Origin of the sequence: Streptomyces sp. NPDC044571 (assembly GCF_040647115.1) — a bacterium.
Classification (GTDB): Bacteria; Actinomycetota; Actinomycetes; order Streptomycetales; family Streptomycetaceae; genus Streptomyces.
Genome location: NZ_JBEZBN010000027.1, coordinates 78,171 through 93,807, shown reverse-complemented (window position 1 = coordinate 93,807; position 15,637 = coordinate 78,171). Strand labels below are relative to the sequence as shown.

The window sequence follows — 15,637 nt, the reverse complement described above, 5'->3', positions numbered from 1 at the left end:
GACTTCCTCCACACCTACAACCACCACCGCTGCCACACCGCACTCGACGGCAAGCCGCCCATCAGCCGCGTTAACAACCCTGCGGGCCAATACACACCTAGGCCCCGGGCGGGCCGGCCCCGCAGCCCCGTCCTGAGCGGCGGTTCCCCTCCGGGAGCCGCCGCTCAGGCGTTGCGGCACCCCGCCCCGGCCCCGCTTTCGCGTTCGAGCAAGGCCCCGATCGGGAAAACCCCCTCCCGCCGGGCGCAGCGGTACGGCAGGATCACCCAATGGAGCACGTACGCGATCTCACGCTTCTGCCGAAGGCCCACCTCCACCTGCACTTCACGGGGTCCATGCGCCCCTCGACCCTGCTGGAGCTCGCCGACAAGTACGGTGTGCGCCTGCCGGACGCCCTGACCGCCGGGGAGCCGCCCAAGCTGCGCGCCACCGACGAACGCGGCTGGTTCCGCTTCCAGCGGCTCTACGATGCCGCCCGGTCCTGTCTGCGCGAGCCCGAGGACATCCGGCGCCTGGTCCGCGAGGCCGCCGAGGAGGACGTCCGCGACGGCAGCGGCTGGCTGGAGATCCAGGTGGACCCCACCTCCTACGCCCCGCTCCTCGGCGGGATGATCCCGGCCGTCGAGATCATCCTCGACGCCGTCGACGCGGCCTCCCGGGACACCGGCCTGGGCATGCGCGTGCTGATCGCCGCCAACCGCATGAAGCACCCCTTGGACGCCCGCACCCTGGCCCGCCTCGCCGTCCGCTACGCCGACCGCGGGATCGTCGGCTTCGGGCTCTCCAACGACGAGCGCCGCGGCATGGCCCGCGACTTCGACCGCGCCTTCGCCATCGCCCGGGAGGGCGGCCTCCTCGCGGCCCCGCACGGCGGCGAGCTCACCGGCCCCGCCTCGGTCCGCGACTGCCTCGACGATCTGCACGCCTCCCGCATCGGCCACGGCGTCCGCGCAGCCGAGGACCCCCGGCTGCTCCGGCGGCTCGCCGACCGGCAGATCACCTGCGAGGTCTGCCCGGCGTCCAATGTCGCCCTCGGCGTGTACGAGCGGCCCGAGGACGTCCCGCTGCGGACCCTGTTCGAGGCCGGGGTGCCGATGGCGCTGGGCGCCGACGACCCGCTGCTGTTCGGCTCCCGGCTCGCGGCGCAGTACGAGATCGCCCGCCGCCACCACGCCTTCACCGACGCGGAGCTCGCCGAGCTGGCCCGCCAGTCGGTGCGCGGCAGCGCCGCGCCGGGCGACGTACAGGACAAGCTGCTGGCCGGGATCGACCACTGGCTGGCTTCCTAGCGGTCATCGGGTGAGCCGCAGGTCGCCCTCCCAGCAGTCGGCCCGTACCCGGTCCCCGTCCGGGAAGCCGATCTCCAGGCGGGTGCGGCCGGTGTCGGGCGCCGCGAACTCGGTGACCGTCGCCACGGTCTCGCCGAGGTGCCGCAGGAAGGGGTGGTCGCCGAGGTCCTCGCCGACCTCGATCCGGCCCCACTCCCCCATGTCGTAGGGCTGGTGGGGCGCGGCAGACTCCACGATGAGGCACCGGTCGGACCCGGTGCTGATCCTGGTGGACTCGCCCTCGCTGTCGATGAGCCAGACGTCGAGCGGTGCCTCGGAGCGTTCGCCCTCGTAGACGTGCCAGGACGCGACGATCCGGCTGATCGTGCGTCCCACCAGGCGGGTGGGGTCCGTACCGGCCCCGTGCAGTGGACAGAGCATGGCGGCCGGGGCTCCTCAGATGCTGACGCCGACCGTCACCGGTTCGTTGACCAGGGTGACGCCGAAGGCCGCGTGGACGCCCGCACGGACCTCGCGGGCCAGGGCGAGGAGGTCCTCGGTGGTGGCCGTGCCGCGGTTGGTCAGCGCGAGGGTGTGCTTGGTCGAGATGCGGGCGGGGCCGGTGCCGTAGCCCTTGGTGAAGCCGGCCTTGTCGATGAGCCAGGCCGCGCTGGTCTTCGTACGGCCCTCGCCGGCGGGGTAGGCGGGCGGGGCGGTGCCGGGGCCGAGGCGGTCCCGGACGCGGGCGAGGAAGGCGGCGTACGCCTCCTCGTCGAGGACCGGGTTGTGGAAGAAGGAGCCGGCGGACCAGGTGTCGTGGTCGGCGGGGTCGAGGACCATGCCCTTGCCGGCGCGCAGCCGCAGGACGGTCTCGCGGGCCGTGGCGGCGGGGACGCGGTCACCGGCCTCGACGCCGAGGGCGCGGGCGGTCTCCGGGTACTTGATCGGCGCGGAGAGGCCTCCCGCGTCCTCCAGGGCGAAGCGGACGCGCAGGACGACGTACCGCTCGGGCTGGTGCTTGAAGAGGCTGTTGCGGTACGAGAACGCGCACTCGGCGGCGGTCAGCGTGACCGTCTCGCGCCGGGTCCGGTCGTAGGCGACGACCTCGGTGATGGTGTCACACACCTCCTGCCCGTACGCCCCGACGTTCTGGATCGGGGTCGCACCGGCGGAGCCGGGGATTCCGGCGAGGCATTCGATGCCCGCGAGGCCTGCCTCGACGGTGCGGGCGACGGCGTCGCTCCAGTTCTCGCCCGCGGCCAGCTCCAGGGTGGTGCCGGTGAGGGTGAAGCCGGTGGTCGCGATGCGCAGGGCGGTGCCGTCGAAGCCGCGGTCGCCGATGACCAGGTTGCTGCCGCCGCCGATGACGAGGAGCGGGGTGCCGCTCTCGTCCGCGGCGCGGACGGCGTCGACCACCTCGGCGTCGGTGGTCGCGGTGACCAGACGGGTGGCGGGGCCACCGAGGCGGAAGGTGGTCAGAGGGGCGAGGGGGGCGTGGTGGAGTTCCTGCACGTGGACAAGAGTACGGTCCGTGACCCTCGCATCCCGGCGGGGCCACGGACCGTACGTCAGGCCCGGCTCTGCTGCTCGGCCAGCCGGCGCTCGGCTTCGGCCCAGCCGAGGGGCAGCTCGGCGGCCGGGACGGTCCAGAAGGTGAAGGCCGATTCCTTCATGAAGCCGGCGGCGGCGCGGGAGCTGGAGCGGTGCGGCTCGCTGCGGGCGAAGCGGTACAGCGCGTCGCGGTCCTCCCAGGCGGAGAGGGTGAGGAAGGTGCGGCGCAGCACCCGGGCGCGCAGGGCGACGCCGTGGGCGCCGGGGGCGGAGCGGATCTGGCGGATGATGCCGGGCGCCTTGAGGAAGAACCGGAGGGCGCCGGTGAGGGTCTCGGTCTCGAACCGGGAGGCCATGACGTAGACCTCGGCCCCGGGGGCGGGTGGCGTGGGAGTGGACCAGGGGATGTCGGGCACGGCAGGCGCTCCTTCATGTGTCCGGGATCTCAGGAGGGTAAGTGGCTCAAGTGAATTTCGGGCAGTACCTGTTGAGCGGAGCTCAAGCGGTCCGGACCTTGTCGGGGGCTGGGGCCGGGGTCGGGGTCGAGGTCGAGGTCGGGGTCGAGGCGCGGGCTGCGGGGGACGGCGCCTTGGCCGTGCGCGGCAGCAGCAGGGCCAGGCAGGCGGCGAGAGCGACGGCGCCGGCGCCGATCCACAGGGCGGGGACGGTCCCGTCGGCGAAGCTCTGCGGCGAGGCGTAACCGCCCTGGGCGGAGAAGACCGAGGCGAGGACCGCGACACCCAACGCGCCGCCGACCTCGCGCAGGGCGTTGTTGGTGCCGGAGGCCTTGCCCTGGTCGGCGGGGGCGACGGTGGACATCAGGACGTGGGAGGCGGGGGCGAAGTACAGGCCCATGCCGATCCCGCTGACGATCAGCGCCGGGAGCTGGGCGGCGTACGAGACGTCCGTGCTCAGGATCATCGCGAACCAGGCGAGGCCGAGGGCCTGCAGCGCGAGCCCCGCGGCGACGACGGGACGACCGCCGATCCGGTCGGCGAGGATCCCGGCGACCGGGGCGACGAGCATGGGCATGCCGGTCCAGGGGAGCATGCGCAGGCCGGCTTCGGTGGGGGTGTAACCGGCGACACCCTGGAGGAACTGGCTGAGCAGGAAGATCGAGCCGAACATGCCGAGGAACATCAGCAGCCCGGCCGCATTGATCCCGAGGAAGCCGCGGCTGCGGAAGAGCCGCATGGGGAGCATGGGGTTCGCGCTGGTGAAGCCGTGGCGGACGAAGGCACCCACGAGGGCCGTTCCGGCGATCAGGCCGGTGAGGACGGGGCCGCTGGTCCAGCCGTGTGCGTTGGCGTTGACCAGGCCGTAGACGATGCCGAAGAGCCCGCCGCTGATGAGGAGGGTACCGGGGAAGTCGAGGCGGGCGGTCGGGGCCTTGGACTCGGCGAGGCGGAGCCGGGCGAGCGGGATCAGGGCGAGGCCGATGGGCACGTTCAGCCAGAAGATCCACTGCCAGGAGATGTGCTCGGTGAGGCTGCCTCCGACGAGGGGTCCGCTGGCGACGGCGAGCCCGCCGACCGCGCCGTTGATGCCGAGCGCCAGTCCGCGGCGGGCGGCCGGCACGGCGGCGGTGAGCAGGGTGAGGGAGAGCGGCATCATGACCGCCGCGCCGACGCCTTGCACGGCGCGGGCCGCGATGAGGGCGCCGATACCGGGCGAGAGGGCGGCTGCGGCGGAGGCGCCGGTGAAGATCGCGAGCCCGGCGATGAAGAGCCGGCGCCGGCCGAAGCGGTCGCCGAGGGCCGCGCCGAACATGAGGAGGACGGCGAAGGTGAGCGTGTACGCGTTCACCGTCCACTCCAGGTCGGCGAGCGCGCCGCCGAGATCCTTGCGGATGGCGGGGAGCGCCGTGGTGACGACGAGGTTGTCGAGAGCGGCCATGAAGCCGGCGGCGGAGGTGAGGACGAGGGCCCAGAGGGCGGGTCCGCGGAGGTGCTGGTTGTCCTGGCTTTGCTCGTTGCGGTTCACGACGCCCCTAACCGGTTCTTTCTATTAGTTATCACTGACTAACTTTCGTGCGCACACGGAGGTGGCCCTGAAAACGGGCGCTATGAAGCGGAGCCGCGCACCCTGCCCACTCCCCCGCCCCCCGCTCACCCCTCCGGGCGGAGCCGGGCCCGGGCCCGGGCCTCGGGATACAGCCCCTCCCATACGCGGTGCTCGGGCGGGAAGCCCATGGCCGCGAGGGTGTTGATCAGCATTCCGATGGCCATGAAAGTGGTGGTGTCGTGGACCTCGCCCCCGAGCGGGATGCGGACGGTGTCCCAGAGCTCCATCCACCCCTTCCGGACGACCTCCCCGAGCTCGTGGTCCCCGGCCGCCTCGGCGGCGCCGACGGTGACGTACATCTGGAGCTGCATCTGCAGCTTGTCGGGGTCCTCGGCGATGAGCCGGACATAGGCGTTGGCCATGGCCTGCGCGGCCTCCTCCCCGTGCAGGCCTTCGGCGGCGGCGACGAAGACCTCGCGGGTGTCGCGGAGGCAGCGCTCGGCGGCGGCGAGGAAGATGGCGGGCTTGTTGGGGAAGAGCCGGAAGAGATACGGCTGCGAGACGCCGACGCGCTTGGCGATGGCCTCGGTGGAGGTCCCGTAGTAACCACCGCGGGCGAACTCGTGCATCGCCGCGCGGATGACGCTCTCACGTCGCTCGTCTGCGCTCATCCTTGCCATGTGAGCTAAGTTAGTACTCAATCACTAACTCCGCAAGGCCTGGGCAAGGGCCCGCTCGCCCTCCGGGCCCCAGGGCCAAGCGGGACCAGGCAGGCCTCGTGCGAAGCGGCCGCGCACCGGCGGCTCCGGCCACGGGCTCCGCCGAAACGAGCCCCGGACCGGCCACCGGGCCAGGGTCTCCCCACCAACCCCGCAGGATGGCTCCGGCCGAACCCGAGCCCACTCACCGGCTACGCAGGGCGGCGGGCACGGCTGTCGCTCAGCCCGGGCAGCGGCTCGGGCCACCCACTCGGCCGCTACCGAGCCCGGCGGCCCAAGAACAGCCCGGCCAGCCGCCCTTGGCTACGCGGAGCGGCTCCCGAGCAGCGGCGTTGCCGAGCCGGCTCGGTAGGAGCGGGTCGGATCGGCCACAAGGCGGGGGGCCGCCGGGGCGGGGCCCGCCAAGCCCACCCGAGCGCCAAGCCGAGCACCGACCCCGTCGAGTCCGGCCGGAGCGCCAGCCGAAGGCCCGGGGTCGCCGGGGCCGTGGCGCCCGCCAAGCCCACCCGAGCGCCAAGCCGAGCACCGACCCCACCGGCGCCGGCTGCGATCGGGCCCGTCAGCCCCGGCCGGAGCAGCGAGCCGGGGCCCGGCTGGCCCCGCCGAGTCCGGCCGGAGCGCCAGCCGAAGGCCGGGGCCCCAGCCCGTTCTGGCCCACCCCGGCGGCAAGTCGAGCGCCCGGGCCCCGCCGGCGCCCGGCTGAGGCCGGGGCCCGCCGGGCCAAAGCCGGCGGCAAGTCGAGCGCCCGGGTCCGCTCCGGGCGGCGCGCGGTCCGCGGGGGCTCCGGCAGGGTGTGGGGCCGGCGGGCCCGGACGTAGGTGGCCTCAGGCCAGGGTGACCACCGCGCGGGACATGCCCAGGACCTTTTGGCCCGCGCTGAGGGCCGTCAGGTCGACGCGGACGCGGTTGTCGTCCAGCTTGGCCGCGACCTTCCCCGTGACCTCGATCACCGCACCGGCGTCGTCGTTCGGGACCACCACCGGCTTGGTGAACCGCACGCCGTACTCCACCACCGCGCCCGGGTCGCCGACCCAGTCCGTCACCACGCGGATCGCCTCGGCCATCGTGAACATGCCGTGCGCGATCACGTCCGGCAGCCCGACCTCCTTCGCGAACTTCTCGTTCCAGTGGATCGGGTTGAAGTCCCCCGAGGCACCCGCGTACCGCACGAGGGTGGCGCGCGTCACCGGGAAGGACGCCGCCGGCAGTTCGGTGCCGACCTCGACGTCGGCGTACTTGATCTGCGCAGTCATCTCAGGCCTCCTCGGGGGCGCGGGAGACGAGCTTCGTCCACGCCGTCACCACGTGCTCGCCGGACTCGTCGTGGACCTCGCCGCGGATGTCGATGATGTCGTTGCCCGCGAGCGACTTCACGGCCTCGATGGTGGAGGTCACCGTCAGCCGGTCACCGGCCCGCACCGGGCGGGTGTACGCGAACTTCTGGTCGCCGTGCACGACGCGGCTGTAGTCCAGGCCCAGCTGCGGGTCCTCGACGACCTGGCCCGCGGCCGCAAAAGTGATCGCGAACACAAAAGTCGGCGGCGCGATCACATCCGGATGCCCGAGCGCCTTGGCGGCATCGGGGTCGGTGTACGCGGGATTCGCGTCACCCACCGCCACCGCGAATTCGCGGATCTTTTCCCGACCGACCTCGTAGGGATCGGTGGGCGGGTAGCTCCGCCCGACGAAGGACTGGTCGAGCGCCATGGCTCACTACCTCCTGTTGAACGACAGGAGGCCGTCCCCCAATGCAGGGGACGACCTCATGACGGTGCCTGTGTTCGAGACGGCGCTGGGGTCAGCGGGTCTCGCGGTGCGCGGTGTGCGAGTTGCAGCGCGGGCAGTGCTTCTTCATCTCAAGACGGTCCGGGTTGTTACGCCGGTTCTTCTTGGTGATGTAGTTCCGCTCCTTGCACTCCACGCAGGCCAGCGTGATCTTCGGGCGGACGTCGGTGGCAGCCACGTGAGTGCTCCTTGGACGGACTATGGGACGGATGAACGCATAAAAGAGTAGCCGATCGGGAGACCGACCCCGCAATCGGCTACTGTGGGTAGCGGCGACCGGACTTGAACCGGTGACACAGCGATTATGAGCCGCTTGCTCTACCGACTGAGCTACGCCGCTTTGATGTGATCAGCTCCCCACCCGAGGGTGGGGAACCTCTCTCACCAGAGCCCCAATGCGGAATCGAACCGCAGACCTTCTCCTTACCATGGAGACGCTCTACCGACTGAGCTATTGGGGCGAGCGATGAAGACATTACACGGTTGCCCGCCGATCGCCCAAATCCTTTGCGGCGCCTGGCCTCGGAGCGCCCCGTGATGCCTTTCCGGATCAACGCGGGGAGCCCGTCGGGGCGTTTCGGGGTCACTTTCGGGGCGATATGTGGCCGGGCTCACAGGAAGGGCCGCCCTCCGTCAGCTCGGCGAGCCGGCCGGGGCGCGGTCAGTCGGAGCGCAGCCGGCCGGAGCACAGCCGGCCGGAGCACAGCCGCGTACGCCGTGGCGCAGGGGCACCACACCGGTACGACTATTGCGCTCCTCCGCGAAGCGGGGAGCCCCGCGCCCTAGGCTCGGAGCACGCTGCGTGATCTTGGGCCGCAGGCCGCGGCCGCCCGGCCCAGGAACCGCCCGAGCCCCCGCAGGAGCGCGATGTCCGACAGCCAGCCGCAGCAGCCGCCCCCGTCCCCGCGCCGCGGCAACGGTCGCGGCACGGAGGGCGGCCACGGACCCCTGCGCCCCACAGGCAACGCGCATCCGGCCGCCTCCGAGGCCACCACCCTCCTGCTCGCCGGAGCCCGCCTCACCGACGGCCGTACGGTCGACGTCCGGCTCAGCGGCGGCCGCATCCAGGCCGTCGGCACCGCGGGCAGCCTGCGCACGCCGGCGCTGTCGCGGGTGGACCTGAGCGGCTACCTGCTGCTCCCCGCCCCCGCCGAGCCGCACGCCCACGGGGACACGGCCCTGACGGCCGACGGGGAGGGGCCGGTCTCGTACACCGCCGACGAGGTGCAGCGCCGGGCCACCGAGGCGGTTCTGCTCCAGCTCGGCCACGGGGCGACGGCCGTGCGCTCCCACGTCCGGATCGGCGACGTCCACGGCCTCGGCCCCGTCGAGGCCGTCCTCCAGGCCCGCCGCTCGCTGCGCGGGCTCGCGGACCTGACGGCCGTGGCCGTACCGCGGCTGCTGACCGGGGTGGCGGGCGCGGACGGGCTCGCCATGCTGCGTGACGCCGTCAAGATGGGCGCCTCCGTGATCGGCGGCTGCCCGGACCTGGACCCCGATCCCGCCGGTTTCCTCGAAGCCGTCCTGGAGCTCGCCGCGGAGCACGGCTGCCCCGTGGACCTGCACACGGACGGTGACGATCCCGGCCGGCTGTCCCGGCTCGCCGCGATGGCCGGCGGGCTGCGGCCCGGCGTGAGCATCGGCCCCTGCGGCGGCTTGTCGCGGCTCCCGCTGGACGCGGCGACCCGCGCCGCCGACCAGCTCGCCGCGGCCGGGGTACGGGTGACCTGCCTGCCCCAGGGCGACTGCGCGGCCCTGGAACGCCGCGGCCTGCGCACCGCCCCCGTACGCCTGCTGCGCGCGGCCGGGGTCCGGGTCGCGGCGGGCAGCGGCGCCCTGCGCGACGCCGGGAACCCGGTCGGGCGGGGGGACCCGCTGGAGGCCGCGTACCTGCTGGCCTCGCAGGGCGGTCTGCGGCCCGCGGAGGCGTACGGGGCGATCAGCACCGCCGCGCGGGAGGCCATGGGCCTGCCGGAGGTGCGGGTGGAGGCGGGCTTCCCGGCGGAACTGCTCGCCGTGCGCGGGGACCGGATCTCGGGCGTGCTGTCCCTCGCCTACAGCCGGATCGTGATCCACCGCGGCCGGGTGGTAGCCCGTACGAGTGCCGTCCGGGAGTACTGCGACTCGGCGGTCGCGGTGGCCCTGGACCTGCCCCGGCAGGGCCGAATGGAGCCCGGCCCCTGATCCTGCGCCGGGCGTTCCCGGGCGGGCGTGCCCGGCTCGTCGTACGGTCGGGGCATGCGCATCGTCATCGCGGGTGGACACGGTCAGATCGCGCTGCGGCTGGAGCAGCTGCTCGCCGCGCGCGGATACGAGGTCGCGGGCATCATCCGCGATCCGGCGCAGGGCGACGACCTGCGCGCAGCGGGCGCCGAACCGGTGCTCTGCGACCTGGAGTCGGCCTCCGTGGAGCATGTGGCGGGGATTCTGCAGGGCGCGGAGGCGGCGGTGTTCGCGGCCGGGGCGGGGCCGGGCAGCGGGGCGGAACGCAAGGGCACCGTGGACCGGGATGCGGCGGTGCTGTTCGCCGATGCGTCCGAACGGGCCCGTGTACGGCGTTTCCTGATGGTCTCTTCGATGGGGGCGGACGCGCATCACGAGGGCGACGAGGTCTTCGACGTCTACCTGCGCGCCAAGGGTGCGGCCGACGACCACGTACGGACGCGGCTGGGGCTGGAGTGGACGATCCTGCGGCCCGGCTCGCTGACCGACGAGCCGGGCACGGGCCAGGTCCGCCTGGAGGCGCGCACGGGCCGCGGGGCGGTGCCGCGCGACGACGTGGCGACGGTGCTGGCGGAGCTGATCGAGACCCCGGCGACGGCCGGCCTGACCCTGGAGCTGGTCTCGGGCTCGACCCCGGTCCCGGTGGCCGTGAAGGCGGTGGCCGGCAACTGACCTGAACGGCCGTCACGGCTCTGGCCGTGGCCCTGGATCAGAACTCGGCGGTGACCTTGTCGTCGGAGCGTCCGACGGAATCCTGCTGGTACTGCTTCTCGTAGGCCGTGCGGATACGCTCGATGCGCGCGCCGCGTTCGTCGGCCTCGCTCTCGGGGTAGAGCAGCACCACCTCGTACGACGTCTCGCGGACGGTCCTGCCGTCCTGGCCGCGCCACTGGCCGCGGCCGTCCTGGAGGGTCAGCCCCTCGGGGAAGGCGGGGGTGATCTCCCGGTCCAGGAACCGCATGAACTCCTTCTCTCCGACGGGCGGCCGGCCGCCGGGCCGGCCGGTGCCGAAGTACAGCCGCGTCTCCTGGTAGGGCGCCCCGACGTGACCGTGCAGCGCGGCTCCCACCAGGGCCGGGATCCCGGCCGCGAGCAGGGCGAGGAGCACCCCGCCGCCGACCTTCCCACCCGATGCAGAAATCCGTTTCACCCCCGGAGAACGAACAGGAGACGAGGACGATGCGGCCGATGACCGCCTCCGACGTCGAACGGGCGGCAGCCGACATGGTGGCGGCCCTGGCCCCGCACACGGACCGCGACGGGCAGGTCCGGGCCGGCTCCCTCGACTGGAGCTGCTGGACGACGGCGGCCCACGTCGCGCACGACCTGCCGGCCTACGCCACCCAGCTGGCCGCCCGGCCCGAGGACGCCTACCTCCCGCTCGACCTGCGGGTCCGGGACTCGGCCCCGCCCGCCGAGGCCGGCTCCCGCCCGGGCGCCGCGCCCGGCTGAAGCCGCCACCCCGCAGGGCCGGCGGCAGCACGCGGACCCTCCTGCCCCGCCCACGACGGCTCGCCACCATTCGCCACCCTCCGCCGTACTTTCGCGCTACCCGTCCAGCGCCCTGATCTGGGACAGAGCGCGCGAGCCGCAGAATTCGCCACCTGGCGCCACGGGCCGCAAGGCTTCGCGCCATGCCCCTGACCTGGGAAAACGCCTGCTTCCTCCCGCTGACCAGGCAAGAGCCTCTGTAAGGTGGGAGCCACACCGCGGGCTGGAATGCACCGGGGTGCTGGACGATCTGCGCCGGCAGGCAGAGACTCACCTGGACTCCCGCGCAACGAAGTCGGCCCGATTCCGGCACCACCCGGAATCGGGCCTCGCGCGGGCATCGTGGGCCCGGCCGACTAGACGGCGGCCGGGCTCACACCACGACCGATCGTCCGGACCTTCGGCCACGCCATCAAGGCGTGAGCCGCTCGATGCACTCCGCGATGGCGGCAACCGCAGCCAGGACCGCTAACGCGGTCTGCAGCCAGTCGCGCTGCTGCCCGCGTCGTCGTCGTGCCTTGCACTTCTTCGGCCGCACCATCGATCCCACTCCTTCTCTCGTCCTCCGGCCGGAGCCGGACCCCGCCCCGACGGGCAGGGCGCATGCAAGGAGAGAAAGCGTCGAACTGCTCGCAACTTACCGTGCGCCACACAGCGGATACGCGCCCCGGAACCATTCGCCAGCGTTCGCCATGGACCGCCACAAGGGTCAGCCACCCTCGCCCACGGCCCGCGGCGGTCAATCGATCGGCGGGCCGTGCCCGGGCATACGAAGAAACCCCCGCGCACTGCGTTTCCGCAGATGAACGGGGGTTCCACTCGCGTGGCGGCGCCAGGATTCGAACCTGGGTAGGCTAAGCCGACGGATTTACAGTCCGCTCCCATTGGCCACTCGGGCACACCGCCATGGGATGTCGCCGGTGAGGCCGCTTTGGGGCGGTGCTCGGTGGCAACGACGTAAACGATACCTGATGCCAGAGGGTGCTTCGCCACCGGATTGATCAGCGCTGCGCCCGGGCGCGGTGGCTAGGCTTTGCGGAGCGGGCCGGGGATGTCCGGCCGCGCCCTCCGGGGCAATGACAGCCGACTTCAAGGAGCCACAGCACATGGCCGACTCCAGTTTCGACATCGTCTCGAAGGTCGAGCGGCAGGAGGTCGACAACGCCCTCAACCAGGCCGCCAAGGAACTCTCGCAGCGCTACGACTTCAAGGGCACCGGCGCCACCATCGCCTGGTCCGGCGAGAAGATCCTGATGGAGGCGAACTCCGAGGAGCGCGTCAAGGCCGTCCTCGACGTGTTCGAGACCAAGCTGGTCAAGCGCGGGATCTCGCTCAAGGCGCTCGACGCCGGTGAGCCCCAGCTGTCCGGCAAGGAGTACAAGATCTTCGCCACGATCCAGGAGGGCATCTCCCAGGAGAACGCCAAGAAGGTCGCGAAGATCATCCGGGACGAGGGTCCCAAGGGCGTCAAGGCCCAGGTCCAGGGCGAGGAGCTGCGCGTCAGCTCCAAGAGCCGCGACGACCTGCAGGCCGTCCAGGCGCTCCTGAAGGGCAAGGACCTGGACTTCGCGATCCAGTTCGTGAACTACCGCTGACCCCGCTGACCCGCTGAACCGGGTCAGCGATCGGCCCGCACGCCGGCCCGGTGGTCCCACAGGACCGCCGGGCCGCGGTCGTTGCGGGGGCATGACGGCACACGGGCCCGGCGTGCGCGGCGCGCGCGCCTCGGGGGCCTCCGATGGGCACTTGGGCCGCTCTGTGTGCGCCCACCACGCTGGTGGCATCCATCACCGCGCGGCAGGAAGGTGCGCACATGCCTGGGGCCGGCTCGTTTCGCGAAGACCTCGGGGCGTCCGTCGTCGTCGCGCTCGTCGCGCTGCCGCTCTGCGTGGGGGTGGCCGTCGCTTCCGGGGTGCCGGCCGAGCTGGGGATCGTCACCGGGGTGGTGGGCGGGCTCGTCACCGGGTGGCTGCCCGGCAGTTCGCTCCAGGTGAGCGGGCCGGCCGCGGGGCTCACCGTGCTCGTCTACGAGGCGGTGCAGGCGTACGGGCTGCCCGCGCTCGGGGTGCTGGTGCTGGCCGCCGGGATCCTGCAGCTGTGCATGGCGGTGCTGCGGTTCGGGCGGTGGTTCCGGGCGATCTCCCTCGCCGTCGTGCACGGGATGCTGGCCGGGATCGGGCTGGTGCTGATCGCCGGGCAGCTGTAAGCGGTGGGCGGTGTGCCCGCGCCCGGCCGGACCCTGGAGAAGATCGGCGGGGTGTCGGCCCTCGGCACCGAGGCCGACTGGGCCGCCGTGGCGCTCGGCGCGGCGACCATCGCCGTCCTCGCGGCCTGGCGCCGCATGCCGGCCCGGCTGCGGCTCGTCCCCGGGGCCCTGGTCGGGGTGGCCGCGGCCACCGCCGCGGCCGTGTTCCTGGAGCTGCCCGTCGAGACGGTACGGGTGACGGGGGTGCTGGAGGCCGTCGCTCCGCCCGGCTGGGGGGAATTCGGGGTGCTGGCCTCCGTCGGGGCCTGCGGAACGGTCCTCGCGCTCGCGCTGATCGCCTCCGCCGAGACGCTGTTCAGCGCGGCCGCCGTGGACCGCATGCACGACGGCGCGCGGACCGACTACGACCGGGAACTCATCGCCCAGGGCGTCGGCAACACGGTCTGCGGCATCCTCGGGGCGCTGCCGATGACCGCCGTGATCGTGCGCAGCGCCACGAACGTGGAGGCCGGGGCCCGCACCCGGGCGGCCCGGATCATGCACGGCGGCTGGCTGCTGCTGTTCGCCGTGGCACTCCCGCGGCTGTTGGAGGTGGTGCCGCTCGCGGCACTGGCCGGCGTACTGCTGCACGCGGGCTGGAAGCTGCTCCCGGTCCGGGCGGTGCTCGCCCTGTGGCGGACGCACCGGGGCGAGGCGGTGGTGCTGGTGGCGACGGCCGCCGCGGTCGTGGCCACCAACCTGTTCGAGGGGGTGCTCATCGGGCTGGGCCTCGCCGTGGTCAAGGCGGCCTGGGAGACCTCGCACGTGCACATCGAGGAGGTCTGGGAGGGCGGGGAGCTGTGCGTGCAGGTCTTGGGCAACGCCAGCTTCCTGCGGCTGCCCCGGCTGCTGGACGCGCTGGAGGCGCTGCCGCCGGAACAGCCCGTACGCCTGGACCTGAGCCGACTGCGCCACCTCGACCACGCCTGCCTGACCGCTCTCCGCGGATGGGAGAAGGACCGGGCCCCCGTGCCCGGCCGGGAAGGCGTCGCGTAGGTCCGCCATCACGCCGCCCCGTGCGACCGGCCCGCGATCCGGCCCGGCTACGCTCCGCCCGTGGACAACGGGCTGAAGCGCACCCTCGGCGTCACCGACGCCGTGGTCGTCGGGCTGGGCGCGATGGTCGGGGCCGGAATCTTCGCCGCGCTCGCCCCGGCGGCGCACGCGGCGGGCACGGCGGGCGGCGACCTGCTGGCCGCCCTCGCAGGGGCGGCCCTCGTCGCCTACTGCAACGCGCACTCCTCGGCGCGGCTGGCCGCCCGCTACCCCGCCTCCGGCGGCACCTACGTCTACGGGCGGGAACGGCTCGGCCCGTTCTGGGGATATCTGGCGGGCTGGGGCTTCGTCATCGGCAAGACCGCCTCCTGCGCGGCCATGGCGCTCACGGTCGGGGCGTACGTATGGCCGGGGCAGCAGCATGCCGTGGCCGTCACGGCGGTGGTGGCGCTGACCGCCGCGAACTACGGGGGCGTGCAGAAGTCCGCCCGGATCGCCCGGGTGATCGTGGCGGCGGTGCTGGCCGTGCTGGCCGGGGTCGTGGTGGTGTGCCTGTCCTCCGGAGCGGCCGATTCGGGGCGGCTCGGCGGCAGTTGGGGCGGCGGGGGCCTGTCCGGTGCCCTCGGGCTGCTGCAGGCGGCGGGGCTGCTGTTCTTCGCCTTCGCGGGCTACGCCCGGATCACCACCCTGGGCGAGGAGGTGCGTGATCCGGAGCGCACGATCCCGCGGGCGGTGCCGCTCGCCCTGGGGATCGCCCTGCTGGTGTACGCCGCGGTGGCGGTGGCGGCGCTGTCGGTGCTCGGCGCCGAGGCGCTCGCCGGGTCGGCGGCCCCGCTGGCCGACGCGGTCCGGGCGGCCGGGCGGCCCGGACTGGCACCCGTGGTCCGGGCGGGGGCGGCCCTGGCGGCGCTGGGCTCGCTGCTGGCGCTGGTGCTCGGGGTGTCGCGGACCACCCTGGCGATGGCGCGGGACGGCCACCTCCCGCGCGCGCTGGCCGCCGTACACCCCCGCCACCAGGTTCCGCACCATGCGGAGATCGCCGTGGGTGCGGTGGTCGCGGTCCTCGCGGCGACCACTGATCTGCGGGGTGCGATCGGTTTCTCCTCCTTCGGAGTACTCGCCTACTACGCGATCGCGAACGCTTCTGCGTGGACTCTCGATTCAGCTGTCAAGGGCCGGGCCGTGGCAGCGGTCGGGCTGTCCGGCTGTGTCGTACTGGCCTGCGCGCTCCCCGCCGCCTCGGCCGCCGCGGGGGCGGCGGTGCTGGCGCTGGGCGCACTGGCCTACGCCGTACGCGGGCGGCTCACCGGCGGGGACCGAAGCCGGCTATGAGCGCGACACGGGTCGGCTCCGCG

Annotated in this window: 16 protein-coding genes, 3 tRNA genes and 1 pseudogene; 7 read left to right on the top strand and 13 right to left on the bottom strand. The window is 73.3% G+C overall.

The window, feature by feature from the left end:
- The first annotated feature begins 269 nt into the window (after positions 1-269).
- Entirely contained in the window at positions 270-1,289 is a 1,020-nt protein-coding gene (locus AB0B01_RS16955; protein WP_361718881.1) for an adenosine deaminase, read from the top strand.
- Between the two features lie 3 nt (positions 1,290-1,292).
- On the opposite strand, the gene AB0B01_RS16950 is transcribed toward AB0B01_RS16955, so the two are convergent.
- From AB0B01_RS16950 to AB0B01_RS16905, 10 genes are all read right to left on the bottom strand, one after another.
- Entirely contained in the window at positions 1,293-1,709 is a 417-nt protein-coding gene (locus tag AB0B01_RS16950; protein WP_361718878.1) for a hypothetical protein, read from the bottom strand.
- A gap of 15 nt (positions 1,710-1,724) precedes the next feature.
- A complete protein-coding gene (locus AB0B01_RS16945; protein ID WP_361718890.1) occupies positions 1,725-2,840 on the bottom strand; it encodes a UDP-N-acetylmuramate dehydrogenase in 1,116 nt (371 codons plus the stop codon).
- A complete protein-coding gene (locus AB0B01_RS16940) occupies positions 2,837-3,235 on the bottom strand; it encodes a DUF3291 domain-containing protein (RefSeq protein ID WP_361718875.1) in 399 nt (132 codons plus the stop codon). The genes AB0B01_RS16945 and AB0B01_RS16940 overlap by 4 nt, the downstream gene beginning before the upstream one ends.
- 82 nt (positions 3,236-3,317) lie before the next feature.
- Positions 3,318-4,802, bottom strand: a complete 1,485-nt coding sequence (locus AB0B01_RS16935) for a DHA2 family efflux MFS transporter permease subunit (protein ID WP_361718872.1) — start codon at positions 4,800-4,802, stop codon at positions 3,318-3,320.
- A gap of 125 nt (positions 4,803-4,927) precedes the next feature.
- Positions 4,928-5,503 carry a helix-turn-helix domain-containing protein gene (locus AB0B01_RS16930; protein ID WP_361718869.1) on the bottom strand — a complete coding sequence of 192 codons (576 nt, stop codon included), beginning with the start codon at positions 5,501-5,503 and terminating at the stop codon, positions 4,928-4,930.
- Between the two features lie 863 nt (positions 5,504-6,366).
- Positions 6,367-6,795: a MaoC family dehydratase gene (locus tag AB0B01_RS16925; RefSeq protein ID WP_361718866.1), complete on the bottom strand. Its 429-nt coding sequence runs from the start codon at positions 6,793-6,795 to the stop codon at positions 6,367-6,369.
- Position 6,796: 1 nt separating this feature from the next.
- Positions 6,797-7,249, bottom strand: coding sequence for a MaoC family dehydratase N-terminal domain-containing protein (locus AB0B01_RS16920; protein ID WP_361718863.1), 453 nt, complete (start codon positions 7,247-7,249; stop codon positions 6,797-6,799).
- Positions 7,250-7,340: 91 nt separating this feature from the next.
- Positions 7,341-7,505 carry a 50S ribosomal protein L33 gene (rpmG, locus tag AB0B01_RS16915; protein WP_003956487.1) on the bottom strand — a complete coding sequence of 55 codons (165 nt, stop codon included), beginning with the start codon at positions 7,503-7,505 and terminating at the stop codon, positions 7,341-7,343.
- A gap of 89 nt (positions 7,506-7,594) precedes the next feature.
- Positions 7,595-7,667: transfer RNA gene (locus tag AB0B01_RS16910), tRNA-Met, on the bottom strand.
- A gap of 48 nt (positions 7,668-7,715) precedes the next feature.
- Positions 7,716-7,788: transfer RNA gene (locus AB0B01_RS16905), tRNA-Thr, on the bottom strand.
- Between the two features lie 406 nt (positions 7,789-8,194).
- On the opposite strand from AB0B01_RS16905, the gene AB0B01_RS16900 reads away from it, so the two are divergent.
- A complete protein-coding gene (locus AB0B01_RS16900) occupies positions 8,195-9,511 on the top strand; it encodes an amidohydrolase family protein (RefSeq protein WP_361718860.1) in 1,317 nt (438 codons plus the stop codon).
- 54 nt (positions 9,512-9,565) lie between these two features.
- Positions 9,566-10,222, top strand: coding sequence for an SDR family oxidoreductase (locus tag AB0B01_RS16895; protein WP_361718857.1), 657 nt, complete (start codon positions 9,566-9,568; stop codon positions 10,220-10,222).
- Between the two features lie 37 nt (positions 10,223-10,259).
- Here AB0B01_RS16895 and AB0B01_RS16890 read toward each other — a convergent pair whose 3' ends face one another.
- Positions 10,260-10,700, bottom strand: coding sequence for a DUF3574 domain-containing protein (locus AB0B01_RS16890; protein ID WP_361718854.1), 441 nt, complete (start codon positions 10,698-10,700; stop codon positions 10,260-10,262).
- 38 nt (positions 10,701-10,738) lie between these two features.
- Here AB0B01_RS16890 and AB0B01_RS16885 point away from each other — a divergent pair, with 38 nt between their 5' ends.
- Positions 10,739-11,002 carry a hypothetical protein gene (locus AB0B01_RS16885; protein WP_361718851.1) on the top strand — a complete coding sequence of 88 codons (264 nt, stop codon included), beginning with the start codon at positions 10,739-10,741 and terminating at the stop codon, positions 11,000-11,002.
- A gap of 451 nt (positions 11,003-11,453) precedes the next feature.
- Here the strand turns inward: AB0B01_RS16885 and AB0B01_RS16880 are convergent, their stop codons facing one another.
- Positions 11,454-11,582, bottom strand: a complete 129-nt coding sequence (locus AB0B01_RS16880) for a hypothetical protein (RefSeq protein WP_361718848.1) — start codon at positions 11,580-11,582, stop codon at positions 11,454-11,456.
- A gap of 283 nt (positions 11,583-11,865) precedes the next feature.
- Positions 11,866-11,947, bottom strand: a tRNA-Tyr gene (locus AB0B01_RS16875).
- A gap of 200 nt (positions 11,948-12,147) precedes the next feature.
- On the opposite strand from AB0B01_RS16875, the gene AB0B01_RS16870 reads away from it, so the two are divergent.
- The 3 genes and pseudogenes from AB0B01_RS16870 (at position 12,148) to AB0B01_RS16860 (ending at position 15,614) form a co-directional block, all read left to right on the top strand.
- Positions 12,148-12,636 (top strand): YajQ family cyclic di-GMP-binding protein, encoded by a 489-nt coding sequence (locus AB0B01_RS16870; protein ID WP_361718845.1) that lies wholly within the window; start codon positions 12,148-12,150, stop codon positions 12,634-12,636.
- 218 nt (positions 12,637-12,854) lie between these two features.
- Positions 12,855-14,282: pseudogene (locus AB0B01_RS16865) on the top strand (SulP family inorganic anion transporter).
- Between the two features lie 60 nt (positions 14,283-14,342).
- Positions 14,343-15,614: an APC family permease gene (locus AB0B01_RS16860; RefSeq protein WP_361718842.1), complete on the top strand. Its 1,272-nt coding sequence runs from the start codon at positions 14,343-14,345 to the stop codon at positions 15,612-15,614.
- Positions 15,615-15,637 lie beyond the last annotated feature (23 nt).